This window comes from Cellulomonas sp. KU4C (assembly GCF_056868065.1).
The window spans coordinates 100,491-125,118 of the sequence record NZ_CP200322.1 but is presented as its reverse complement, the minus strand read 5'-3'; the positions used below and the strand labels follow the sequence as shown (position 1 = coordinate 125,118).

18 protein-coding genes and 2 pseudogenes are annotated in these 24,628 nt (G+C 75.3%); 13 read left to right on the top strand and 7 right to left on the bottom strand.

Translation table 11 applies throughout. The features are described from left to right. Nucleotides 1-18 precede the first annotated feature (18 nt). From AC1VL8_RS00590 to deoC, 11 genes and pseudogenes are all read left to right on the top strand, one after another. Complete coding sequence (locus tag AC1VL8_RS00590; protein ID WP_483073724.1) at nt 19-1,221, top strand: amidohydrolase; 1,203 nt, start codon at nt 19-21, stop codon at nt 1,219-1,221. 262 nt (nt 1,222-1,483) lie between these two features. Beyond that, a pseudogene (locus tag AC1VL8_RS00585) lies at nt 1,484-2,555 on the top strand (BMP family lipoprotein). A 157-nt stretch (nt 2,556-2,712) separates the two neighbouring features. Then, nucleotides 2,713-4,297, top strand: a pseudogene (locus AC1VL8_RS00580) (ABC transporter ATP-binding protein). Next, a complete protein-coding gene (locus AC1VL8_RS00575) occupies nt 4,294-5,580 on the top strand; it encodes an ABC transporter permease (protein ID WP_483073723.1) in 1,287 nt (428 codons plus the stop codon). Before AC1VL8_RS00580 ends, AC1VL8_RS00575 begins: the two are co-directional and overlap by 4 nt. Beyond that, nucleotides 5,577-6,866 (top strand): ABC transporter permease, encoded by a 1,290-nt coding sequence (locus AC1VL8_RS00570; protein ID WP_483073722.1) that lies wholly within the window; start codon nt 5,577-5,579, stop codon nt 6,864-6,866. The genes AC1VL8_RS00575 and AC1VL8_RS00570 overlap by 4 nt, the downstream gene beginning before the upstream one ends. A gap of 85 nt (nt 6,867-6,951) precedes the next feature. After that, on the top strand, nt 6,952-7,362 hold the full coding sequence (locus tag AC1VL8_RS00565) for a cytidine deaminase (protein WP_389230868.1): 411 nt from the start codon (nt 6,952-6,954) through the stop codon (nt 7,360-7,362). Next, nucleotides 7,359-8,648: a thymidine phosphorylase gene (locus tag AC1VL8_RS00560; RefSeq protein ID WP_483073721.1), complete on the top strand. Its 1,290-nt coding sequence runs from the start codon at nt 7,359-7,361 to the stop codon at nt 8,646-8,648. Before AC1VL8_RS00565 ends, AC1VL8_RS00560 begins: the two co-directional genes overlap by 4 nt. A 149-nt stretch (nt 8,649-8,797) precedes the next feature. Continuing rightward, nucleotides 8,798-9,784 (top strand): hypothetical protein, encoded by a 987-nt coding sequence (locus tag AC1VL8_RS00555; protein WP_483073720.1) that lies wholly within the window; start codon nt 8,798-8,800, stop codon nt 9,782-9,784. A gap of 79 nt (nt 9,785-9,863) precedes the next feature. Next, complete coding sequence (locus AC1VL8_RS00550) at nt 9,864-10,085, top strand: hypothetical protein (protein WP_483073719.1); 222 nt, start codon at nt 9,864-9,866, stop codon at nt 10,083-10,085. Between the two features lie 51 nt (nt 10,086-10,136). Next, nucleotides 10,137-11,228: an adenosine deaminase gene (locus tag AC1VL8_RS00545; protein WP_483073718.1), complete on the top strand. Its 1,092-nt coding sequence runs from the start codon at nt 10,137-10,139 to the stop codon at nt 11,226-11,228. Continuing rightward, nucleotides 11,225-11,899 (top strand): deoxyribose-phosphate aldolase, encoded by a 675-nt coding sequence (gene deoC, locus AC1VL8_RS00540; protein WP_389230853.1) that lies wholly within the window; start codon nt 11,225-11,227, stop codon nt 11,897-11,899. The genes AC1VL8_RS00545 and deoC overlap by 4 nt, the downstream gene beginning before the upstream one ends. Nucleotides 11,900-11,982: 83 nt before the next feature. Here the strand turns inward: deoC and AC1VL8_RS00535 are convergent, their stop codons facing one another. Both AC1VL8_RS00535 and AC1VL8_RS00530 read right to left on the bottom strand, forming a co-directional pair. After that, nucleotides 11,983-13,848, bottom strand: coding sequence for a phospho-sugar mutase (locus tag AC1VL8_RS00535; RefSeq protein WP_483073717.1), 1,866 nt, complete (start codon nt 13,846-13,848; stop codon nt 11,983-11,985). Between the two features lie 103 nt (nt 13,849-13,951). Next, nucleotides 13,952-14,782: a purine-nucleoside phosphorylase gene (locus AC1VL8_RS00530; protein WP_483073716.1), complete on the bottom strand. Its 831-nt coding sequence runs from the start codon at nt 14,780-14,782 to the stop codon at nt 13,952-13,954. Nucleotides 14,783-15,132: 350 nt separating this feature from the next. Between AC1VL8_RS00530 and AC1VL8_RS00525 the strand changes: the two genes are divergently transcribed. After that, nucleotides 15,133-16,734: an NAD(P)H-quinone dehydrogenase gene (locus AC1VL8_RS00525; RefSeq protein ID WP_483073715.1), complete on the top strand. Its 1,602-nt coding sequence runs from the start codon at nt 15,133-15,135 to the stop codon at nt 16,732-16,734. A gap of 33 nt (nt 16,735-16,767) precedes the next feature. Here AC1VL8_RS00525 and AC1VL8_RS00520 read toward each other — a convergent pair whose 3' ends face one another. The 4 genes from AC1VL8_RS00520 to AC1VL8_RS00505 form a co-directional block, all read right to left on the bottom strand. Continuing rightward, the gene (locus tag AC1VL8_RS00520; RefSeq protein ID WP_389230844.1) at nt 16,768-18,729 is read right to left on the bottom strand and encodes an endonuclease/exonuclease/phosphatase family protein; all 1,962 of its coding nucleotides are present in this window, start codon (nt 18,727-18,729) and stop codon (nt 16,768-16,770) included. 53 nt (nt 18,730-18,782) lie between these two features. After that, on the bottom strand, nt 18,783-19,328 hold the full coding sequence (locus AC1VL8_RS00515; protein WP_389230841.1) for an NUDIX hydrolase: 546 nt from the start codon (nt 19,326-19,328) through the stop codon (nt 18,783-18,785). A gap of 4 nt (nt 19,329-19,332) precedes the next feature. Then, nucleotides 19,333-21,132: an acetyl/propionyl/methylcrotonyl-CoA carboxylase subunit alpha gene (locus tag AC1VL8_RS00510; protein ID WP_389230838.1), complete on the bottom strand. Its 1,800-nt coding sequence runs from the start codon at nt 21,130-21,132 to the stop codon at nt 19,333-19,335. Between the two features lie 181 nt (nt 21,133-21,313). Continuing rightward, nucleotides 21,314-21,949 (bottom strand): Maf family protein, encoded by a 636-nt coding sequence (locus AC1VL8_RS00505; protein WP_483073714.1) that lies wholly within the window; start codon nt 21,947-21,949, stop codon nt 21,314-21,316. A 127-nt stretch (nt 21,950-22,076) separates the two neighbouring features. Between AC1VL8_RS00505 and AC1VL8_RS00500 the strand changes: the two genes are divergently transcribed. Further along, complete coding sequence (locus tag AC1VL8_RS00500) at nt 22,077-22,802, top strand: vitamin K epoxide reductase family protein (protein ID WP_483073713.1); 726 nt, start codon at nt 22,077-22,079, stop codon at nt 22,800-22,802. 71 nt (nt 22,803-22,873) lie between these two features. On the opposite strand, the gene AC1VL8_RS00495 is transcribed toward AC1VL8_RS00500, so the two are convergent. Beyond that, on the bottom strand, nt 22,874-24,598 hold the full coding sequence (locus tag AC1VL8_RS00495; protein ID WP_389230829.1) for a DUF885 domain-containing protein: 1,725 nt from the start codon (nt 24,596-24,598) through the stop codon (nt 22,874-22,876). Nucleotides 24,599-24,628 lie beyond the last annotated feature (30 nt).

Here is a 24,628-nt window from a genome sequence, read left to right as displayed (position 1 = left end):
CGGACTAGGGTCGGTCGGGTGATCGTCGACCCCTCCCGCGTGACCCGGATCGTGACCGCGCTGCACCCCGAGCTGGTGGAGCTGCGGCGGGACGTCCACGCGCACCCCGAGCTCGGCCGTACCGAGCAGCGCACCACGCGGGTGGTCGCCGACCGGCTGCGCGCCGCCGGGCTGTCCCCGCGGCTGCTGCCCGGCACCGGCCTGGTCTGCGACATCGGGCCGAGCACCGTCGACACCGGCCGGCGCCGGATCGCGCTGCGCGCCGACATCGACGCGCTGCCGGTCCAGGAGACGACCGGGCTGCCGTTCGCGTCCACGGTCCACGGGGTCGCGCACGCCTGCGGCCACGACGTGCACACCGCGGCGGTGGTCGGCGCCGGCCTGGCGCTCGCCGAGCTGCACGCGGCGGGGGAGCTGCCCGTCGGGGTGCGCCTGGTGTTCCAGCCCGCCGAGGAGGTGCAGCCCGGCGGCGCGCTGGACGTGATCGCCTCGGGCGCGCTGGACGGCGTCGACCGGATCTTCGCCGTGCACTGCGACCCGAAGGTGGACGTCGGCCGGATCGGCTCGCGGATCGGCCCGATCACCTCGGCCTCCGACGAGGTCACCGTCGTCGTCACCGGGCCGGGCGGTCACACGTCGCGCCCGCACCTCACCGGGGACGTCGTGTACGCGCTCGGCCAGGTCATCACGCAGGTCCCCGCCGTGCTCGGCCGCCGCCTCGACCCGCGCTCCGGGGTGAACCTCACCTGGGGCGCGGTGCAGGCCGGCCAGGCGCACAACGCGATCCCCGCGTCCGGTTCGGTCCGCGGCACGCTGCGCTGCCTCGACGTGCGGGCCTGGGAGCGGGCGTCGCAGGTGTTCCACGAGGCGGTGGACCAGGTCGTCGCGCCGTACGGCGTCGAGGTCGAGGTGCGCCACCAGCGCGGCGTCCCCCCGGTCGAGAACGACGAGCGCGCGGTCGCGGTGCTCGAGGCCGCGGCGCGCGACGTGCTGGGCGAGGAGTCGGTGCTGCTGACCGAGCAGTCGCTCGGCGGCGAGGACTTCGCCTGGTACCTGACCAAGGTGCCCGGCGCGATGGCCCGCCTCGGCACCCGCACGCCCGGCGGCCGGACCTACGACATCCACCAGGGCGACCTCGTGGTGGACGAGCAGGCCATCGCGGTCGGTGCGTCGCTGCTGGCCCGGACGGTGCTGCGCGTCGGGGCGAGCGCGTCCGCCTGAGGCGTCCCGCGCGCGTCCGCCCGAGCGGTCGCCGCCCGCCCGCGGGTGGTCGCGCTGCTCCGGTCGGGTGACCGGGGGCCCCGGCCAATGTTCCAAGTCCGTAACGAAGGCCCTGTGTGACCCCCCGGTAACACTGCGGATACCTGGGCGTGGCTAGGGTTCGTGGCGAACACCGGACGGCCCCGTCCGAAGTCGCGCGCAACGGTGCGCGCGCAACGGCGGCACACCCGGACCGGTCGACGACGAGAAGCAGGAGTGTCGCGTGAAGAAGATCATCCGAGTGGCCGCCCTCACGGGGGCTGTCGCGCTCGCCCTCGCCGCCTGCGGCAGCGCGCCGGAGGAGTCCGAGGGGTCCGCGGGCTCCGAGGGCGGCGCCGACTTCAAGGCCTGCATGGTCTCCGACGAGGGCGGGTTCGACGACAAGTCGTTCAACCAGTCCGGCGCCGAGGGCCTGGACCGTGCCAAGGCCGAGCTGGGCATCGAGGAGGTCAAGGTCGAGTCCTCGGCCCCGACCGACTACACCCCGAACGTCGACTCGCTCGTCGGGCAGGACTGCAACCTGATCATCGGCGTCGGCTTCAACCTGGCCGACGCGCTGACGGCCGCGGCCGAGGCGAACCCGGACGTCGAGTTCGCGCTGATCGACTCCGGCTTCGGCAGCGAGATGGACAACGCCAAGCCGCTGCTGTTCAACACGCAGGAGGCCGCGTACCTGGCCGGCTACGTCGCCGCGGGCACCTCCGCGACCGGCACCGTCGCGACGTTCGGCGGCATCCAGCTTGCCGTCCGTGTCGATCTTCATGGACGGGTTCGCCGACGGCGTCACCAAGTACAACGAGGACAACGGCGCCGACGTCAAGGTCCTCGGCTGGGACAAGGAGGCCCAGACGGGCTCCTTCACCGGTGACTTCGAGAACCAGACCAACGGCCAGAACCTGGCCAAGGGCTTCATCGACCAGGGCGCGGACGTCATCATGCCGGTCGCCGGCCCGGTCGGCCTCGGTGCCGCCGCCGCCGCGCAGGAGGCCGGTGACGTCTCGATCGTGGGCGTCGACGCCGACTGGTTCGAGACCTCGCCCGACTACTCGTCGATCATCCTGACCTCGGTCATGAAGCAGATCGGCCAGGCCGTGTTCGACACCGTGTCGGACGCCGTCGACGGCAACTTCACCTCCGAGCCGTACGTCGGCACGCTGGAGAACGAGGGCATCGGCATCGCGCCGTTCCACGACTTCGACGCCAAGGTCCCGGCCGAGGTCAAGACGGCCGTCGAGGACCTCAAGGCCCAGATCATCTCCGGTGACCTGGTCGTGGAGTCCCCGAGCCAGAACTGACCCACCACGCACCACGCACGCACCACGGTGGCCCGGGCAGCGAGCCTGCCCGGGCCACCGGTGCGTCCACACCCGGCGCGCACGGGTGAGCGGCTGTCCCTGGCCGCCCGAGTTGTCCTAGTGTGCGCACGACGACCGACCGAAGGAGCAGGCCCACGTGAAGCTGGAGCTGCGGGGGATCACCAAGCGTTTCGGCGCCCTGGTGGCGAACGACCACATCGACCTCGTGGTCGAACCCGGCGAGATCCACGCGCTGCTGGGGGAGAACGGCGCGGGCAAGAGCACGCTGATGAACGTGCTGTACGGGTTCTACGACCCCGACGGCGGCGAGATCCGCGTCGACGACCGTGCCGTCACGTTCGCCGGTCCCGGCGACGCGATGGCCGCGGGCATCGGCATGGTGCACCAGCACTTCATGCTGGTCCCGGTGTTCACCGTCGCCGAGAACGTCGTCCTGGGCTACGAGCCCGTCAAGGGCGGTGGCCTGATCGACCTCGCCGAGGCGCGCCGCCGCGTCCGCGAGATCTCCGACCGGTTCGGGTTCGACGTCGACCCCGACGCCCTGGTCGAGGACCTCCCCGTCGGCGCGCAGCAGCGCGTCGAGATCATCAAGGCGCTGTCCCGGGACGCGAAGGTCCTGATCCTCGACGAGCCGACCGCGGTGCTGACGCCGCAGGAGACCGACGAGCTGATCGCGATCATGCGCCAGCTGAAGGCGGCGGGCACGTCGATCGTCTTCATCACCCACAAGCTTCCGTGAGGTCCGTGCCGTCGCGGACCGGATCACGGTGATCCGCCGCGGCAAGGTCGTCGGCAGCGCCTGGCCCGACGCCGCCGAGACCGAGCTCGCCTCGCTCATGGTCGGCCGGTCGGTGTCCCTCGGCGTGGACCGCGCCCCCGCGCAGCCGGGCGACGTCGCCCTGCGCGTGCGGAACCTGTCCGTGCTCGACGAGTCCGGCGTCCGCCAGGTCGACGACGTGTCGTTCGACGTCGCCCGCGGGGAGATCGTCGCCGTCGCCGGTGTGCAGGGCAACGGCCAGACCGAGCTGACCGAGGTCATCCTCGGCCTGCAGCAGCCCGTCGCCGGCTCCGTCGTGCTCGACGGCACCGAGCTGGTCGGTCGCACGGTCAAGGAGGTGCTGCTCGCCGGGGTCGGGTTCGTCCCCGAGGACCGCACCGAGGACGGCGTCGTCGCCGACTTCTCGGTCGCCGAGAACCTCATCCTCGACCTGTACGACCAGCCGCCGTTCGCGAAGAACGCGTTCGCGATCGACCCGCGCGCCGTCCGGGAGAACGCCGAGCGCCGCACCGTCGAGTTCGACGTCCGCACCCCCTCGATCGAGGCGCACGCGGGCACCCTGTCCGGCGGCAACCAGCAGAAGGTCGTGCTGGCCCGCGAGATGTCCCGGCCGCTGCGCCTGTTCATCGCCTCCCAGCCCACCCGCGGCCTGGACGTCGGCTCCATCGAGTTCGTGCACAAGCGCGTCGTCGCGGAGCGGGACACCGGCACCCCGGTGATCATCGTGTCCACCGAGCTCGACGAGGTGCTCGCGCTGGCCGACCGGATCGTGGTCATGTACCGCGGCCGGATCGTCGGCATCGTCCCCGGCGGCACCGACCGCGACGTGCTCGGCCTGATGATGGCCGGCGTCCCGCAGGCCGAGGCCCAGCAGCAGGCCGCGACCCACCACACCGTGCTCGGCGAGGCCGACGTCGACGCCTCCGAGGAGGAGAGCAAGTGAGCCAGGCGACCCCCGCCCCCGAGCAGCCGGCCGGGTCCACCGCGCCCGCGCCGCGGCCCGACGACGGGCTCGAGGCCCGCTCCCAGGGCGCGCTGCGCGAGATGCTGGCCAGCAGCTGGCTGGTCACCGTCGCCGCGCTCGTGCTGGCGCTGCTGATCTCCGGCGTGCTGATCGCCGCCGCCGACGCCGACGTGCAGGACGCCGCGGTGTACCTGTTCGCCCGGCCGTCGGACTTCTTCGTCGCCGTGTGGGACGCCGTCTGGGGCGCGTACGTCGCGCTGTTCCAGGGCGCCGTGTTCGACCCGACGGCCTCGACGTTCGTCCGCGCCGTGCGGCCGATCACCGAGACCATGACCGTGTCGGTCCCGCTGATCCTCGCGGGCCTCGGCCTGGGCATCGGCTTCCGCGCCGGCATGTTCAACATCGGCGCGCAGGGCCAGATCATCCTCGGCGCGGTGTTCGCCGGGTACATCGGGTTCTCGTTCGACCTCCCGCCCGTGCTGCACCTGCTGCTCGCCGTCATCGGCGCCGCGGTCGGCGGCGGCCTGTGGGCCGGCATCGCCGGGTTCCTCAAGGCCCGCACCGGCGCCAACGAGGTGATCGTCACGATCATGCTCAACAACATCGCGATCTACCTGGTCGGGTACCTGCTGACCACGTCCGCGTTCAAGCGCGAGGGCAGCAACAACCCGATCTCCCCGCCGATCGGCTCGAACGCGGAGTACCCGCTGCTGCTCGGCTCGCAGTTCCGGCTGCACCTGGGCTTCGTCGTCGCCGTGCTCGCCGCGGTGTTCGTCTGGTGGCTGATGAACCGGTCGACGCTCGGCTTCCAGTTCCGCGCCGTCGGGTCCAACCCGCGCGCCGCCCGGACCGCCGGCATCAACGTCAACCGGGTCTACCTGCTGGTGATGGTCGTCGCGGGCGCCCTCGCGGGCCTCGCCGGCTCCGCGCAGCTGCTCGGCACGGAGAAGGTCCTCACGGCCGGTGTCGCGGCGAGCTTCGGGTTCGACGCGATCACCGTCGCCCTGCTCGGCCGGTCCAAGCCGCTGGGCACGTTCCTCGCGGGCCTGCTGTTCGGCGCGCTGCGCGCCGGCGGGTTCGCCATGCAGGCCCGCACCGGCACGCCGATCGACATCGTGCTGGTCGTGCAGTCCCTGGTCGTGCTGTTCATCGCGGCGCCCCCGCTGGTGCGGGCGGTGTTCCGCCTCCCGTCCCCGGGCGGCCGCGGCGGCGCACCCGCCCCCGAGCTGTCCGCCCCCGTCGTCAAGGAGGCCGCCGCGTGAGCGCCGTCACCGCCACCGCGCCGCGCGCGTCCGCCGCGGCCAAGCCGCTGCCGCCCATCAGCGACCGGGCGCCGATCGTCTACGGCGCCGTCGCCGTGGTCGCCCTGCTGCTGTTCGGCGTCCTCCCGGCCTCCGGGCGGCGCACCACCTTCACGGTGTCCACCGGCAAGGACTTCTTCCAGATCGAGCCGTTCTCGGTGCCGTCCAAGGTCACCGCGATCGTGCTCTGCCTCCTCGCCCTCGGGCTGGCCGCGTGGTCGTTCCAGGCGGCGCGCACCCGCCGCAAGGTGGGCATCTGGCTCCCGGCGGTCTACGCCGTCGCGCTGATCTTCGCGCTGCTGGTCTGGGCGGTCGCCGGCAAGTCGCAGGCGCTGCCGCTCACCAGCCTGCTGCAGGGCTCGCTGTTCCTCGCGGTGCCGCTGGTGTTCGGCGCCCTCGCGGGCCTGCTGTCCGAGCGGTCCGGCATCATCAACATCGCGATCGAGGGCCAGCTGCTCGCCGGCGCGTTCCTCGCCGCGGTGGTCGCGACCGTCACGCAGAGCGCGTACCTCGGCCTGATCGCCGCACCCATCGCCGGCGCGCTGGTCTCGCTGCTGCTCGTCGCGTTCGCGATCAAGTACATCGTCGACCAGATCATCGTCGGCGTGGTGCTCAACGTGCTCGTCGTCGGCATCACGAGCTACCTGTTCTCCACCGTCCTCACGGAGAACCAGAGCGGGCTGAACTCCCCGCCGCGACTGCCGACCATCGACATCCCCGTGCTGTCGCAGATCCCCGTGCTCGGCCCGGTGCTGTTCCGGCAGACCGTCCTGGTCTACGCGATGTACGTCGTCGTGGTCGTGCTGCAGGTGATGGTGTTCCGCAGCCGGTGGGGCCTGCGCCTGCGCGCGGTCGGCGAGCACCCCAAGGCCGCCGACACCGTCGGCATCAAGGTGAACCGCACCCGCGTGTGGAACACCGTCCTCGGCGGTGCGGTCGCGGGCCTCGGCGGCGCGTTCTTCACCGTCGCCAACGGCCTGGCGTTCGGCAAGGAGATGACCGGCGGGAAGGGCTACATCGCCCTCGCCGCGATGATCCTCGGCCGGTGGAGCCCGAAGGGTGCGCTCGCCGCGGCCCTGCTGTTCGGGTTCGCCGACAACCTGCAGGTGGTGCTCGGCATCATCGGCACGCCGATCCCCAGCCAGATCATGCTGATGACCCCGTACGTGGTGACGATCTTCGCGGTCGCCGGCCTCGTGGGCCGCGTGCGCGCGCCCGCCGCGGAGGGCATCGCCTACGTCAAGTGAGCCACCGGCCGCCGCCCGCGCACCCCGCGCGGGACGGCGGCCGTCGTGGTCGTCGGGCGGTCCGGCCGCCCGGGAAGGAACCGACATGACGACCCCCGAGATCGACTGGGACGCCCTGCGCGCCGCGGCCACCGAGGTCATGCACCGCGCGTACGTCCCGTACTCGAAGTTCCCCGTCGGCGTCGCCGCGCTGGTGGACGACGGCCGCGTGGTCGTCGGCTGCAACGTGGAGAACGCCTCCTACGGCCTGACCCTGTGCGCCGAGTGCGCGCTGGTGTCCGGCCTGCACGTGTCCGGCGGCGGGCGCCTCGTGGCGTTCGCCTGCGTGGACGCGCACGGCAACGCCCTGATGCCGTGCGGCCGCTGCCGTCAGCTCCTCTGGGAGCACGGCGGACCCGACCTGCTCGTCGACACGGTGAGCGGGATCAAGCCCATGACCGAGGTGCTGCCCGACGCGTTCGGGCCGAGCGACCTGGTCGAGAGGAAGTCTTCGTGAGCACCGAGCAGTTCGACGCCGTCGACGTCATCGTCGCCAAGCGCGACAAGAAGCGGCTGAGCGACGCCCAGATCGACTGGGTCATCGACGCCTACACCCGCGGGGTCGTCGCCGAGGAGCAGATGTCCGCCCTCAACATGGCGATCCTGCTCAACGGCATGGACCGCGCGGAGATCTCCCGCTGGACCGCCGCGATGATCGCGTCGGGCGAGCGGATGGACTTCTCCGGGCTGCGCCGGCCCACCGCCGACAAGCACTCCACCGGGGGCGTCGGCGACAAGATCACCCTGCCGCTCGCGCCGCTGGTCGCGGTGTTCGACGTCGCGGTGCCGCAGCTGTCCGGCCGCGGTCTCGGCCACACCGGCGGCACCCTGGACAAGCTGGAGTCGATCGCCGGCTGGCGCGCGGCGCTGTCGAACGAGGAGATGATGGCGCAGCTCGACGGCGTCGGGGCCGTCATCTGCCAGGCCGGCTCCGGCCTCGCGCCCGCCGACCGCAAGCTCTACGCGCTGCGCGACGTCACCGGCACGGTCGAGGCCATCCCGCTGATCGCGTCGTCCATCATGAGCAAGAAGATCGCCGAGGGCACCGGCGCGCTGGTGCTCGACGTCAAGGTCGGCTCCGGCGCCTTCATGAAGGACCTGGACCGCGCCCGCGAGCTCGCGCGCACGATGGTCGACCTCGGCACGGACGCGGGCGTCAACACCGTCGCGCTGCTCACCGACATGTCGACGCCGCTGGGCCTCACCGCGGGCAACGCGCTCGAGGTCCGCGAGTCCGTCGAGGTCCTCGCCGGCGGCGGCCCCGCGGACGTCGTCGAGCTCACCGTCGCCCTGGCCCGCGAGATGCTCGCCGGCGCCGGGAAGACGGACGTCGACGTCGAGGCGGCGCTCCGCGACGGGCGCGCGATGGACGCCTGGCGCCGGATGATCGCGGCCCAGGGCGGCGACCCCGACGCCACGCTGCCGGTCGCGCAGCACACCGAGCAGGTGCTCGCGCCCGCCGACGGCGTGCTCAGCCGGCTCGACGCGTACGCGGTGGGCATCGCGGCGTGGCGCCTCGGCGCCGGTCGCGCCCGCAAGGAGGACCCGGTGCAGGCCGGCGCCGGCGTCGAGCTGCACGCCAAGCCGGGCCAGACGGTCCGCAAGGGCGAGCCGCTGATGACGCTGCACACCGACACCCCGGAGCGCTTCGGCCGGGCACTGGACGCCCTGGAGGGCGGCTACGAGGTCGGCGGCGCGTACGAGGCGACCCCGCTGCTGCTGGACCGCGTCGACGCGCACTGACCGCGCCCGCCCGAGCCCGCGGCGCCGCCCGACCCGGCGGCCCCGCGGGCTCGCGCGCGTCCCGCCATACTGACGAGCGGTCACGACTCGCGGGCTCCCACGGACCGCGACCAGCGTGTCGTGACCACTCGACCACCCGAGGAGCAGATGTGAGCAGCAGCACGACGTGGCGGACGGGGCAGCTGACGTCGCTGCTGCGGGTCGTGCGCGGGCGGACGGTGCCGGCGGCCCCGGCCCCGGCCCCGCGTGCGGCGGCGGGTGCGGGGGCCGGAGAGCTCGCCGATCCGGCGTCCCTGCCCGCCGCGCCCGCGCCTGCCGGGCTGGACGCGCTGGTCGACGGCCTCGACCCGGCCCGGCGCCGGCAGGTTGTCGCACCGCTCGACCTGCGGGCCGGTCGCACCGTCCGGTGGGGGACCGCCGCCGCGCGCCAGGTGGACGGGACCACGTGCGGCGCGGCCGTGCTCGGCGTGCTCGCCGCCGCCGGGGACCCGGTCCTCGCGGCGTGGCTGGTCACCGGGCACCTGCCCGACGGGGTCGTCCCGCCGGAGCTCGACGGCCTGGTGCTGCCGGAGCCCGCGGACCCCACCGACCCCGACGCGCCGGTGTGGTTCCGGTCGCCCGACGACCGGGTGGTGCACGCCGCCGCCACCGGCGCCGAGGCGTCCGCGACCCGGTGGGCGCTGCTCCAGGCTGCCCTGCACCGGCGGAGCACGACGCGCGCCGTCGCGGGCGTGCTGCCCTGGCCGCGGAGCCTCGGCACCCCGCCGTGGGGCGCGGCCCGGGTGGCCCGGTTCGGCCGGGTCCCGGGCCTCCGGTACCGCGCGGTGATGGTCGACGACACCCGGACCGACGAGGTCGCCGACCTGCTCGCGCGCGTGGACGCGGCCCTCGACCGCGGGGTGCCCGTCCCGCTGTACTCCGGCGGCGACCTCCGCGACGGCATCGCCGCCGCGCTGCCCCGGCACGTGGTGCTCGCGGTCGGCCGCACCGCCGACGGCTACCGGGTCTACGAGCCCGGCGCGGGGGCCGTGCTGCCGCTGCCCCGCGCGGCGCTGCTCGCCCCGGACGGCCCCGTGCCGGCGCTCGGCGCGTGGACGCACCTCACCTGGGCCCTGCTGCCGGTACGCGCCCGCTGACGGGCCCGGGCCGGTGGCGCCCGGCGGCCTCCCGCGTGACGATGGAGGCGTCCTGCCCCGTCGACGTCGAGGAGCCGACATGAGCACGGTGCCCGGTGACCCCAGCTGGACCGACGCGGGCCTCGCGGAGCCCGCGCTGACCGACCTCCCCGAGGTCGAGCCCGACGACGACGCGGACGCCCGCGAGGGTGGTTACGCGCCCGACGAGCCGCGCCCCGACCTGGTGGGCGAGGCCGACCCCGGGGACGTGGCCGAGCAGGCCGCGCCGGTCCCGGACGACGAGCGCGACGACTACCCCTGACCCACGCCCGCGATGCGGGGATATGGGACCCCGGGAAGTAGCGTTGCCCCCATGACCGTGACCTTCGAGCAGATCGTCGCGCTGCCCAAGGTCCTGCTGCACGACCACCTCGACGGCGGCGTGCGCGCCGCGACCGTCGTCGAGCTCGCCGCGCAGACCGGGCACGCCCTGCCCACCACCGACGTCGACGCCCTCGCGGCCTGGTTCCACGACCAGGCGCACAGCGGCTCCCTCGAGGCGTACATCGACACGTTCGTGCACACCGCGGGGGTCATGCAGACCGCCGACGCGCTGCGCAGGGTCGCCCGCGAGGCCGTCGAGGACCTGGCCGCCGACGGCGTCGTCTACGCCGAGGAGCGGTTCGCCCCCGAGCTGCACCAGTCGGGCGGGCTGTCCCTGCAGCAGGCCGTGGACGCCGTCCGCGAGGGCCTGACCGAGGGCGAGGCCGCCGCTGCCGCGCAGGGCCGCACCATCCGCACCGGGCTGCTGCTGTGCGCCATGCGCCAGTCGGACCGCGCGGACGAGATCGCGGCGCTCGCCCTGGCCAACCGGGACCGCGGCGTCGTCGGCTTCGACATCGCCGGGCCCGAGGCCGGCTTCCCCGCCAGCGGCATGGGCGCGGCGTTCGCCCAGCTGCGGGGCGCTCGGTTCCCCGTGACCGTGCACGCGGGGGAGGCCGCGGGCGCCGAGTCCGTCGAGCAGGCCGTCGACGTCGGCGCGCTGCGACTCGGGCACGGCATCCGGTTGATGGACGACATCCGCACCGGCGAGGACGGCGAGCCCCGCCTCGGCCGCCTCGCCCACTGGGTGCGGGACCGGCGGATCCCGCTCGAGGTCTGCCCCTCGTCGAACATCCAGACCGGCGGCGCGACGTCCGTCGCCGACCACCCCGTCACGACCCTGCTGCGGCTCGGGTTCGCGGTCACCGTAAACACCGACAACCGCCTGCAGTCCCGCACCAGCCTGAGCCGCGAGCTGCACCTGCTCGTCACCGAGGCCGGCTGGACCGCGGACGACCTCCGGACGGTCACCCTGACCGCCGCGAAGCACGCGTTCCTCCACGAGGACGCGCGCACCGACCTCGTCGACCGGGTCATCCTGCCCGGCCACGCCCCGCACGGAACAGGAAGGCACCGCGCATGACCGCCTCGTTGGACGCCGCAGGACTCGCGAAGTTCGTCGACCACACGCTGCTCAAGCCGGAGGCGACCGTCGCGGACGTCGAGGCGCTGATCGCGGAGGGCGTCGAGCTCGGCGTCTACTCCGTGTGCGTCTCGCCGTCGTTCCTGCCGCTGGACGCGAAGGGCCTCAAGGTCGCCACGGTCTGCGGGTTCCCGTCGGGCAAGCACCACAGCGACGTCAAGGCCGCCGAGGCCGCGCGCTCCGTCGCCGACGGCGCGGACGAGGTCGACATGGTCATCGACGTCGGCGCCGCGAAGGCGGGCCGGTTCGAGGCCGTGCAGGCGGACATCGCCGCCGTCCGGGCCGCCGCGCCCGCCCCGACCGTCCTCAAGGTCATCATCGAGTCCGCCGCGCTGACGGACCACGAGATCGTCGAGGTCTGCAAGGCCGCCGAGGCCGCGGGCGCCGACTTCGTCAAGACCTCCACGGGCTTCCACCCCGCCGGCGGGGCGTCCGTGCACGCCGTCGAGATCATGGCCGCGACCGTCGGCGGCCGCCTGGGCGTCAAGGCGTCCGGCGCGATCCGGTCGACGGCCGACGCGCTGGCGATGATCGAGGCCGGCGCGACGCGCCTGGGCCTGTCCGGCACCGCCGCCGTCCTCGGTGGCTTCGAGGCCGACGGCGGGTACTGAGCCGACCGGCCCGCACACGACGACGGCCCGCCTCCCGCTCGCTGCGGGGGGCGGGCCGTCGTCGTGCGGCGTCTGCGGGGCAGTCAGAGCCCCAGCGCCGCCGCGACGTCCGCGCGGACCTGGTTCAGGCGCGCGCGAGCCGCGCGGCGGGCCTCGCCGACCGTCTCCGGCGACGCGTGCTCCTCGACCGGGATCACGACCTCGAGGTAGCACTTCACCTTCGGCTCGGTGCCGGAGGGGCGCACGATGACGCGGGTGTCGTCCTGGGTCAGCAGCCGGATGCCGTCGGTGGGCGGCAGTCCGTCGCGGTCCGCGTCGGAGCCGGCGGCGAGGTCGACGACCTGCATCACGGGCGACCCGGCCAGCAGCACCGGCGGGTGCTCGCGCAGGCGCTGCATCGTCACGGGGATCTGCGACAGGTCCGTGAACCGGGCCGACAGCTGGTCGGTCAGGTGCAGGCCGTGCCGGCGGGCCAGGTCGTCGAGGACGTCCGTCGTGGTGCGGCCCTCGACCTTGAGCCGCGCGGCGAGCCCGGCGAGCGTGAGGGCGGCGGAGATGCCGTCCTTGTCGCGGACGAACGCGGGGTCGACGCAGTAGCCGAGCGCCTCCTCGTAGCCGAACACCAGGCCGTCGACGCGCGAGATCCACTTGAAACCGGTGAGGGTCTGCGCGTGCCGCAGGCCGGCGTGCGCAGCGATCCGGCCGAGCAGGCGGGACGACACGATCGAGTTCGCCAGCACGGGGGCGTCGTCCGCGACCGGGGCGCCGGGGGTGCCGAACTTCTCCGCGACGACGCTGCCGAGCAGGGCGCCGGTCTCGTCGCCGTGCAGCATCCGCCAGCCGTCCGACGCCGCGGACTCCGTGCCGGTGTGGGTGCGGGCGCGCAGGTCGATGATCGCGGCGCCGCAGCGGTCCGCGTCGGGGTCGAGCGCGATGACCAGGTCGGCCCGGACCTGCGCGGCGAGCGCGACGGCGAGGTCGATCGCGCCGGGCTCCTCGGGGTTCGGGAACGCGACGGTCGGGAAGTCGGGGTCCGGCTCGGCCTGCTCGGCGACCACGTGCACGTCGGTGAAGCCGGCCTCCGCGAGGACGCGCTGCGCGGTCGCGCCGCCGACGCCGTGCATCGGGGTCAGGACGATCCGCAGGCCGGCGGCGGCGGCACGGGCCGCGTCCGAGGTGTCCGCGAGGGCGCCGACCTGGGCGACGTACGCGTCGACGATCTCGGGACCGGCCGTGGTCCAGCCGTCGGTGGCGCGCGGGACCGCGGCGACCGACGGCACGCGGGCGATCTCGGCGGCGATGGCGCCGTCCATCGGCGGGACGATCTGCGCGCCCTGGCCGGAGTCGGACACCACGCGGCCGCCGAGGTAGACCTTGTAGCCGTTGTCCTGCGGCGGGTTGTGGCTCGCGGTGACCATGACGCCCGCGTCGGCGTCGAGGTGCCGCACGGCGAACGCGAGGACCGGGGTCGGCAGGTACGGCGGCAGCATGACGACGTCGATGCCGACGGCGGTGAGCACCGCGGCGGTGTCCCGGGCGAAGTCGACCGAGCCGTGCCGGGCGTCGTGCCCGACGACCACGCGGGGCGCGGGCGTGACGCCCTCGAGCTCGCCCAGCAGGTAGGCGCCCAGACCGGACGCCGCGCGGATCACCACGGCGCGGTTCATCCGGTGCGGACCGCCGCCGACGGCGCCGCGCAGGCCCGCGGTGCCGAACTGCAGCAGCCCCTGGAACCGGTCGGCGAGCTCGTCGCGCGCGGCCTGCACCTCGGTGGCGACGTACTGGTCCGCGAGGCTGTCGCCCGGGTCGTCGGGGACCGGCTCGGCCTCGGCGCGCTGCAGGAGCGCGGTCAGCTCGGCCGCGGTGCGGGGGTCGGGGTCGTCGGCGATCCAGGTCCGGACCTGCGCGGCCAGCGCGGCCCAGGCGTCCTGCTCGGTGGACTGGCTCATCGGATCGGGTCTCCCTCCGGGGCGCGGCGGCCCCGACCTGTGGTGCGGCGTTCGGGTGGTGCGGCTGCCGCGGCCCCGCGGGTGGGCGGGGCCGCGGCGACGGTCAGATGCGGCCGACGATGTCCGCGAGCAGACGGCTGATCCGCGGGCCGGCGGCCTTGCCGGCCTCGATCACCTCGGCGTGGGACAGCGGCTCGTCGCCGACGCCGGCGGCGAGGTTCGTCACCAGGGAGATGCCGAGCACCTCCATGCCGACGTGGCGCGCGGCGATGGCCTCGATCGTGGTGGACATGCCGACCAGGTCGCCGCCGAGCACGCCGGCCATCTTCACCTCGGCCGGGGTCTCGTAGTGCGGGCCGCGGAACTGCACGTAGACGCCCTCGTCCAGGCTGGCGTCGACCTCGCGGGCCACGCCGCGCAGCCGCGCGGAGTACAGGTCGGTCAGGTCGACGAACGTGGCGCCCTCCAGCGGGGACACGGTCGTCAGGTTGATGTGGTCGTTGATGAGGACCGGCGTGCCCGGGCCCCACGACGGGTTCAGGCCGCCGCAGCCGTTGGTCAGCACGACGGTCGAGCAGCCCGCGGCGGCGGCGGTGCGGACGCCGTGCACGACGCGGCGCACGCCCTTGCCCTCGTACAGGTGGGTGCGCGAGCCGAGCACCAGCGCGTGCTTGCCGGTCGCGGCGATCCGCACGGACCGGATCGTGCCGACGTGGCCGACGACCGCGGGGGCCGCGAAGCCGGGGACGTCGGTCGCGGCGATCTCCGCGACGGTCTCGCCCAGCAGGTCGGCGGCGCCGCCCCAGCCGGAGCCGAGCACGAGCGCGACGTCGTGCTGCGCGACACCGGTGGCCTGCGCGAGGTACGCGGCGGCGTCGGCGGCGACGGCCAGCGGGTCGGTGGTGAGGTCGTCGAGGCGGGCGTCGTCGGCCATGCGGGTGCTCCTCCTGGGGGCGGCTGCTGCGGTGTCGAGCCTGCACCCGGGGCACGAGGGTGCGTGCGGGCGCAGCAGTCGAGCCTACCGGCCCGCGCCCCGCGCCCACCTCCCCCGGAGGTCCCGCCCGCGCCCGCGCCGCCGTCCGCGCCGCCCGCCCGCGCCCTCCGCCCGCCCGCGCCCCCCGCCGCGGCGCGTCCGCCGAGATGGCAGTCCGCGCCTGTGGCGACCCGCGGCACCAGACGCGAGGACTGCCATTTCGGCGAACCGAGGCCGGGCACGCGCGGACGGGCGGCGCCGCGCGGCGTGGTGGGGGTGCGACGGCGCGGGGAACGGGGAGGATGGGAGGCGTGACGCAGCCGACCCCCACGCCCGCGCCCGCCGACCCCGACGCCACCGCGGCCGAGACCGTCGCCTCCGGTGCCGAGGCCCCCGCCACCCCAGCCGCCGGGCCCGCCGCCGGCCCCACGGCCCCCGCCGTCGCGCCCTCGACCCCCGTCGGCGGCCTGCCCGGCCGGACCGCCCCGCGGGTGGTCGTCGTCGGCGGCGGTCCGGGTGGCTACGAGGCCGCGCTGGTGGCCCGCCGCCTCGGAGCGCAGGTCACGGTCGTGGAGCGGGCGGGTCTCGGCGGCGCCGCGGTGCTGACCGACGTGGTGCCGTCCAAGACGCTGATCGCGACCGCGGAGTGGATGACCATCGCCGAGCGCGCGCCGGACCTGGGCATCCGCCTGGACGTCCCGGCCGGCCCGACGGAGGAGGAGACCCCCGGCCCCGACGGCGACGGGGGGCGGCGCCGCCGGCACAGCATCGACATGGCGGTGGTGAACGCCCGGGTCCGGGACCTCGCGCTCGCGCAGTCGCAGGACATCCGCGGCCGCCTGGAGCGGGAGGGCGTGCGCACGGTCATCGGCCACGGCCGGCTGGACGGTCCGGAGCGGGTCGTGGTGACCGGCGACGACGGCACGGAGGCGCTCGAGGCCGACGTCGTCCTGCTCGCCACCGGCGCGACCCCGCGCACGCTGCCGGACGCCCCGCCGGACGGCGAGCGCATCCTCACCTGGACGCAGCTGTACCACCTGGACGAGCTCCCCGAGCGGCTGATCGTGGTCGGCTCGGGCGTGACGGGCGCGGAGTTCGCGGGCGCGTACGTGTCGCTGGGCTCGCAGGTGGTGCTGGTCTCGAGCCGGGACCGGGTTCTGCCGGGGGAGGACGCCGACGCCGCGACGATGCTGGAGGAGGTGTTCCGGTCCCGCGGGATGGAGGTCGTCGGGCGCTCGCGGGCGGTGGCGGCACGACGGACGCCGGACGGCGTGGTCGTCACCCTCGCGGACGGCCGGGAGATCGAGGGCTCGCACGTGCTGATGGCCGTCGGGTCGGTGCCGAGCACGGGCGACCTGGGGCTGGCCGAGTCCGGCGTGCGGACGACGCCGTCGGGGCACATCGAGGTCGACCGGGTGTCGCGGACGTCGGCCCGCGGGGTCTACGCCGCGGGGGACGTCACGGGCGTGCTGCCGCTGGCGTCGGTCGCGGCGATGCAGGGCCGGATCGCGATGTCGCACGCGCTGGGCGACGCGGTCGCACCGCTGAAGGTCAAGGGCGTCGCGGCGAACATCTTCACCGCCCCGGAGATCGCGACGGTCGGGCTGTCCGAGCAGGCGCTGATCGAGCGCAGCGCGCACTTCGTCACGCACACCCTGCCGCTGGCCCGGAACCCGCGGGCGAAGATGCTGGGCGTCCGCGACGGTTTCGTGAAGCTGTTCGCGCACTCGACGGCCGGGACGGTGCTCGGCGGGGTCGTGGTGGCGCCGCGGGCCTCGGAGCTGATCTTCCCGATCACCCTGGCGGTGTCGCACAGCCTGACGGTCGACGACGTGGCGAGCGCGTTCACGGTCTACCCGTCGCTGTCGGGCAGCATCGCCGAGGTCGCCCGGGTGCTGCACCAGACCGAGTAGCCGGGCGGGCGGGTCGGGTCCCGGGGCGGGAGGTCAGTCCCCGAGGCGCACGGTGGTGACCACCGCGCGGTGGTCCGAGGACGTGTCGTCCAGCACCCGCGCCTCGCCGAACGTCACGCCGCGCCCGAGCACCCAGTCGATCCGGACGTCGGGCGCGTCGCTCGGGTGGGTGCGCACGTCCGGGTCGCCCGCGGTGTCGACGGCGCTGGACCACCCGGCGGCGTCGAGGGCGTCGAGCTCGGGGGAGCCGGGCTCGGCGTTGAGGTCCCCGGCGAGCACCGACGGGCCGTCGTCCGGCACGGCGGCGTCCAGCGCGGCGAGCTGGTCGAGTCGGGTCGGGGTGTTCGACTCCCGGTGCTGGAGGTGCACGGACGTGACCCGCACCGGGGTGCCGTCCGGGCCGACGGCGAGCGCGGTGAGCGCCGAGCGCTGCTGCGGTCCGGCCCCGTAGGGCAGGTCGACGACCCGGACGTCGGTCAGCGGCTCGCGGGACAGCAGCGCGTTGCCGAACTGCCGGTCCGCGGCGGGCGCGAACGCCACGTGCATGCCGAGCCGGTCGCCGAGCCAGGTCGCCATGTCGGCCCCGCCGCCCAGCACCCAGCCGCGCGCGACCTCCTGGAGGGCGACGACGTCGGGCTGCTCGGCCTCGATGGTCCGCGCGATCTGCTCGAGGTCGACGGCGGTGTCCGCGGCGACGCCGTAGTGCAGGTTCCAGTCGAGGACGACGAACGTGCCGGCGTCCCGGTCCACCGCGGGCGCGGGGGTGAGCACCACGCCCTGCCACCAGCCGACCGCGAGCAGCGCGACGGACGGCAGCACCAGGAACCGGAGCGCGTTGGCGCGCAGGGGCGGGGCGGGCTCGTGCGCGGGCGGCGCGGCGGGGCTCCACCAGCGCAGGCCGCCGGCGGTGACCAGCGCGGCCGCGACCACGACGACCCAGGCGTTGTCGACCCCGAGGGGGACGTCGTAGTCGAGCAGGTAGACCAGCAGCACCCCGATGAGGCTCAGCCCCACGCCGGCGGTGGCGAGGGCGGTGCGCGGGACGCCGGGGGGTGCCGGGCGCCGGGTCTTCAGCGCGACGGCCAGCACGACCCCCGCGGCGGCCTCGGCGAGCACGAGCGCGACCAGCGCGACGACGCCGGAGGTGAGCATCGTGACCGCCACGGCGACGGGCAGCACCGCCGCCGACGTCCAGCGCGCGGGGCGCCCGAGCGCCCCCGGCAGCAGCAGCAGCCACGCCGTGAGCGCCGAGGCCAGCACCACGGCGGTGCCGGCGACGGGCAGCGGGAGCCCGGACTGGGAGGCGGCGAACGCGGGGTTGGCGAGCACCATGACGACCAGCGCGAGCGCCGGCCCGAGCACCCAGGTGCGGCGGGCGCGGCCCGTGGGCTCCTGACGGCGGGCGACCGCCGCCAGCGCGACCGCGACCCCGACGAGCGCGACGGCCACGGCGGTCCCGACGACGCCGCCGCGCCACAGCGGGTCCCAGGTGCCGAGCGCGAGCTGCAGCGCCGCGGACAGCCCGGTGCCGAGCGTCAGCCCGAGCGCGGCCTGCCGCCCGCCGGTGGCTCGGCCCGCGACCAGGGTGGTCGCCAGCACCAGCGCGGCGACCGCGAGCGAGGCGGTGACCAGCCCCGCGGCGAACCGGGCGCCGTCGTGCACGGCCTGCGTGACCAGGCGGGCGAGGCCCAGGGCGACGACGACCGCGAGCACGGTGCGGCCGGACGCGCTCCCGGGGACCCGCCGGCCGGTCGCGAGCAGGGCGACCGCGGTGACCAGCCCGGCGGCGGCGAACGTCACGAGCGCGGTCAGCGCGACGGTGACCGTGCCGACGGTGAACGCCCGGTCGAGCACCGGGCCGGCGGCGCGCACGGCGTCCACGGCGAGCACGGTGACCAGCGCGAGCAGCGAGACGCGGGTGGCGACGCCCGCGTCCGGGGGGAGGGGGCTCCCCGTGGGCGGCGTGGCGGGCGGCGCGGACGCGGGGACGCTCATCCGGTCAACCTACGACCCGGCGCACCGCGGGGGCGAACCCGCCCTCGGGCGGCTCAGCGCCCCGCGGGGTCCTCGACCTCCGGCGGGAGCCCGGCGCGCAGCACGGGCCAGGCCTCGGCGAACGCCGGCAGCAGCGGCAGGTCGGCGACGTCGTCGAGCGGCACCCAGTCGACCGCGAGGCTCTCGTCGTCGGTCGGTCGCGCGTCCACCGGCCCGTCGGCCACGGCGACCACCGTGGTGTACGACCAGTCGGTGTGGTCCAGCACGTGCTCGCCGACGACCCGCACGGACGCGGGCTCGATGCCGGCCTCCTCCGCGGACTCCCGGAGCGCGCCGTCGACCGCGGACTCCCCGGTGTGCCGCGCGCCGCCCGGCAGCGCCCAGGTGCCGCCCTGGTCGCTCCACAGGGCGCGGTGCTGCAGGACGACGGCCGCGGGGGCGTCGCCCGTCGCGGGTCGGGCGAGCAGCAGCCCGGCGGCGCCGGCGGTGCCCCAGTGCCGACGGCCGCAGCGGCACTCGACCCAGCCGTCGCCGGGGTGCCGGGGGCGGTGCCGCAGGCGGTCGGCCGAGGCGCCCCCGACGGCGGGCTGGTCGGTCACCGGGTCAGTCGACGATCTCGCAGATGGCCGAGCCGGCCGCGACCATCCCGCCGACCCCGGCGGACAGGGACGCGACGGTCCCGGCGCGGTGCGCGACGAGCGGCTGCTCCATCTTCATCGCCTCGAGCACGACCACCAGGTCGCCCTCGGCCACCTGGTCGCCCTCGCCGACGGCGACCTTGACGATCGTGCCCTGCATCGGGGACGTGAGCGTGGTCCCCGACGGGGCGACGGCGCCGCTGCGGCCGCCGTTGCGGCGGGGGGCAGGGCGTCGCGGGCCCGCCGAGCGCCCGCGTCCCGCGCGCAGGGCCAGCGCGGCCGGCAGCACGACCTCGAGCCGCTTGCCGCCGACCTCGACGACGACGCGCTCCAGCTCGGTCGGCTCGGGGTCGTCGTCGGAGGTCTGCGTGGTGACGGCGGGGGCGCCGGTCAGCGTGGGGAGCACGTCCGCGAACTCCGTCTCGATCCACCGGGTGTGCACGGTGAACGGCTGCTCGGGGTCGGCGGGCACGAACGCGGGCGCCTCGAGGACGGCCCGGTGGAACGGGACGACCGTCGGGATGCCGGCGATCTCGAGCTCGGCGAGCGCGCGGCGGGCGCGCTCGACGGCCTGGGTGCGCGTGGCGCCGGTGACGACCAGCTTCGCGATCATCGAGTCGAACGCGCCGGAGACGGTGTCGCCCTCCACGACGCCCGAGTCGACGCGCACACCCGGGCCCGCCGGGAAGCGCAGGGTCGAGATGCGGCCGGGCGCGGGCAGGAACCCGGCGGCCGGGTCCTCGCCGTTGAGGCGGAACTCCAGGGAGTGGCCGCGGGTCTCGACGTGGTCGTAGCCCAGCGGCTCGCCGTCGGCGATGCGCAGCTGCTCCCGGACCAGGTCGATGCCGCTGATCTCCTCGGAGACCGGGTGCTCGACCTGCAGGCGGGTGTTCACCTCGAGGAACGAGATGGTGCCGTCCGCCGCGACCAGGAACTCGCAGGTCCCGGCGCCGACGTAGCCGGCCTCCTTCAGGATCGCGATCGACGCGTCGACCAGCTGCGCGCGCTGCGCGTCGGAGAGGAACGGCGCGGGGGCCTCCTCGACGAGCTTCTGGTGCCGGCGCTGCAGCGAGCAGTCGCGGGTGGAGACGACGACGACGGTGCCGTGCTCGTCGGCGAGGCACTGGGTCTCGACGTGCCGCGGGCGGTCGAGGTAGCGCTCGACGAAGCACTCGCCGCGCCCGAACGCCGCCGTGGCCTCGCGGACCGCGGAGTCGTACAGCTCGTCGATCTCCTCCGACGTGCGCGCGACCTTGAGGCCGCGGCCGCCGCCGCCGAAGGCCGCCTTGATGGCGACGGGGAGGCCGTGCTCGGCGACGAACGCGTGCACCTCCTCGGGGCCGGCGACCGGGTCGGGGGTGCCGGCGACGAGCGGCGCGCCGGCGCGCTGGGCGATGTGCCGGGCGCTGACCTTGTCGCCCAGCCCGCGGATCGCGGACGGCGGCGGGCCGACCCACACCAGGCCGGCGTCCAGCACGGCCTGCGCGAACTCGGCGTTCTCGGACAGGAACCCGTAGCCGGGGTGCACGGCGTCGGCGCCGGACCGGCGGGCGACGTCGAGCAGCTTCGCGATGTCGAGGTACGTCTCGGCGGCGCGGGCGCCGTCCAGGGCGTACGCCTCGTCCGCGACGCGCACGTGCAGCGCCTCGCGGTCGGGGTCGGCGTAGACGGCGACGGAGCCGAGACCGGCGTCCCGGCAGGCTCGGGCGATGCGGACGGCGATCTCGCCGCGGTTGGCGACGAGGACCTTCGAGATGCGGGGCACGGCTCACGGTAACGCGAGGGTCCCCCGCGGGACACGCTCGCGGGGGTGTGCGCCGCGAAGACTGCGGAACCGGCTCAACCAGCGCGTGGTGCGTTGGAGGTTTCGTCAACCCATACCGGCACGAGGTCCCGCAAGGCGGGCGCGCCCTTGTCCGGAGCGGACAACCCCCGCGGCGCCGCGGTCAGGAGGGCAGCAGGGTCCACAGCGCCGTGACCGTCACGTCGCGCCGGGCTAGGAGGTCGCGCAGCAGCGGCAGGCTGAGGCCGACGACGCCGTGGTGGTCGCCCTCGACGCCGCGGACGAACGACCCGCCGAGCCCGTCGATCGTGAACGCCCCCGCGACCCACAGCGGCTCTCCGGTCGCGACGTAGGCGTCGATCTCGGCGTCGGTGACGTCCGCGAAGTGCACGACGGTCGTGGACGTCGCACCGACCTCGACGGGCTCGCCGCCGACGTCCAGGCCGTCGTCGCGCGCGTCCACCAGCCAGTGCCCGGTGTGCAGCCGGCCCGACCGCCCGCGCATCGCGCGCCACCGGTCGGCGGCCTCGGCGGCGTCGGCGGGCTTGCCCAGCACCTCGCCGTCCAGCTCGAGCATCGAGTCGCAGCCGAGCACGAGGGTGCCCGGGTGGCCGGGCGCGACGTCCCGGGCCTTGGCCTGGGCCAGCAGCAGCACGGCCTGCGCGGGCGGCACGGCGCCGGCCGCGCGCAGCACCGCGGGCTCGTCGACGGCGGACACCGCGACGCGGGGCTCGATGCCCGCGGAGCGGAGCGTGGCGAGCCGGGCGGGGGAGGCGGAGGCGAGGACGAGGGTGGTCACGCCGCGAGCCTAGGCGGGCCGGGCGGCGCAGGGGTCGGCGGACCGGTCGGTCGGGACCTGCGTCCCGGGCTCCGGGCGGTCGCCCTGCCGATGATGTCCGGGAAGCTTCCCAGGGGAGGATGCGACGATGACAGGCGTGACGCAGCACAGCGCCCCGGACGCCCGCGCGGCCGGTGACCTCGACGACCACGACGGCCCGGACGACCTGCTCGACGCCGACCCCACCGCCGCAGCGGCGGACGACCCGGACTCCCCGCCCCGGCGGGCCTGGCGGCGCCGCACCGCGATCGAGATGGTCGTCTCGGGGGTGCTGGGGCTGTACACGTCGTTCGTGCTGTCGATCGAGGCGTGGCACCTCGCGGCGGACCCGCAGGCGACGTTCAGCTGCGACCTCAGCTCCGTGGTCTCGTGCGGCACGGTGGCGCGGTCGTGGCAGGCGCAGCTGCTGGGGTTCCCGAACGCGTTCCTCGGCATCGCGTTCGAGGTCGTGGTCATCACGATCTCCGTCGCCGCGATCGGCGGCGTCCGGTTCCCGCGCTGGTTCATGCTCGGCACCCAGGCGCTCTACACGGTCGCGCTGCTGTTCGCCTACTGGCTGTTCCACCAGTCGTACGTCGACATCGGCGCCCTGTGCCCCTGGTGCCTGCTCATCACCGTCACCACCACGCTGGTGTGGGCCGGGCTCACCCGGTGGAACGTCCGCGACGGCCACCTGCGGCTGCCGGGTCGGGCAGGGCCGTGGGCGCGCGACTTCGTGGCCGCCGGGACCGACTGGTACATCACCGTCGCCTGGCTGGTCCTGCTCGCCGCGGCGGTGCTGCTGAAGTACGGCCCGTCGCTCCTGCCCGCCTGACTCCACCCCGCGCCGACGACGACGGCCCCGGACCTGGTGGTCCGGGGCCGTCGTCGTGCGGGCTCTGCCCGTCAGGACAGGGCGCCGCGCAGGACGTCCAGGGGCAGCGCGCCCATGCCGAGCGCGCGGGCGTGGAACTCCCGCAGGTCGAACGCCTCGCCGCGGGCCTGGGCAGAGGCCGACGCGCCGTCGCGCACCTGCTCCCAGATGCGCTGGCCGATCTTGTACGACGGCGCCTGGCCCGGCCAGCCCAGGTAGCGGTTCAGCTCGAACCGGATGAACTGCTCCGGCATGTTCACGTTGGCGCGCAGGAACTCCCACGCCTTGTCCGCGTCCCAGGTGCCGCCGCCCCAGCGCGCGGGGGCGGGCAGGCCCAGGTGCACGCCCAGGTCCAGCACGACGCGGGCGGCGCGCATCCGCTGCCCGTCGAGCATGCCGAGCCGGTCGCCCGGGTCGTCCATGAAGCCGAGGTCGGCCATCAGGCGCTCGGCGTACAGGGCCCAGCCCTCGCCGTGCCCGGAGACCCAGCAAGCCAGCCGGCGCCACGAGTTGAGGGTCGCCCGCTGGTAGACGGCCTGGCCGATCTGCAGGTGGTGGCCCGGGACGCCCTCGTGGTAGACGGTCGTCTTCTCGCGCCAGGTGTTGAACGTGGTGACCTCCGGCGGCACGGACCACCACATGCGGCCCGGGCGGCTGAAGTCGTCGGACGGGCCCGTGTAGTAGATGCCGCCGTTCTGGGTCGGGGCGATCTTGCACTCGAGGGTGCGGATGGCGTCCGGGATGCTGAAGTGCACGCCGTCGAGCGCGGTGATCGCGGCGTCCGAGGTCGCCTGCATCCACTCCTGCAGGGCGGCGGTGCCCTCGAGGCGGCGGCCCGGGTCGGCGTCGAGCGCGGCCACGGCCTGCTCGACCGTCGCGCCGGGGCCGGCGATCTCGGCGGCCACGCGCTCCTGCTCGGCGACGACGCGGTCGAGCTCCTCGAGGCCCCACTGGTAGGTCTCGTCGAGGTCGACCGTCGCGCCGAGGAAGTACCGGGACCACAGGGCGTAGCGGTCGCGCCCGGCGGCGTCGGCCTGCGGGGCCTGCGGGGCGAGCTCGTCCTGGAGGAACGTCACCAGGCCGGCGTACGTCGCGCGGGCGGCCTCGGCGCCGCGCTCGAGGTCGGCGCGCAGCGCGTCGCCGCCACCGGCCGCGACGGCGGCGCGGGCCTCGGGGCCGTCGACGAACGAGGTGAAGAACGAGGAGGCCGGGTCGGCGAGCTCCTTCGCCTGGACCAGGGCCTCGCGGACCTGGCGGATCGCGGGGGTGCGGCCGCGCGAGGCGGCGAGCCGCAGCGACTCCGCGTAGCCGGCGCCGGCCTCGGGGAGCGCGTTCAGCCGCTGGGCGATCGTCGACCAGGCGTCGGGGCCGTCGGTGGCCATCAGGTCGAACACGTCGCGCATGCTCTGCAGCGGCGAGGCGATCACGTTGAGGTCGGCCAGCGTCTCGCCGGCGTCGTGCAGCTCGACCTGCAGGCCGAGCCGCTCGCGCATCGCGGCCAGCGTGACCTCGTCGACCTCGTCGGCGGGGGCGGTGCCGTCGAGCGCGAGCAGCGTCGCGCGCGCGGCGTCGGCCCGGGCGTCGTGGCCCACGGGGGAGAAGTCCGTCATCTCGTGGTCGTGGCCCGGGATGCCGAGGACGGTGGCGTCCATCGGGTCCAGGGTCGCCAGCGTGGCGACGTAGGAGTCGGCGATCGCGTCGATCGGGGTCGCGGGACGCTCGGGCGCGCCGCCGTCGGGGGTGGGTGCAGTGGTCACCCGGTCGACCTTACCCAAGGCCCCCGGCGG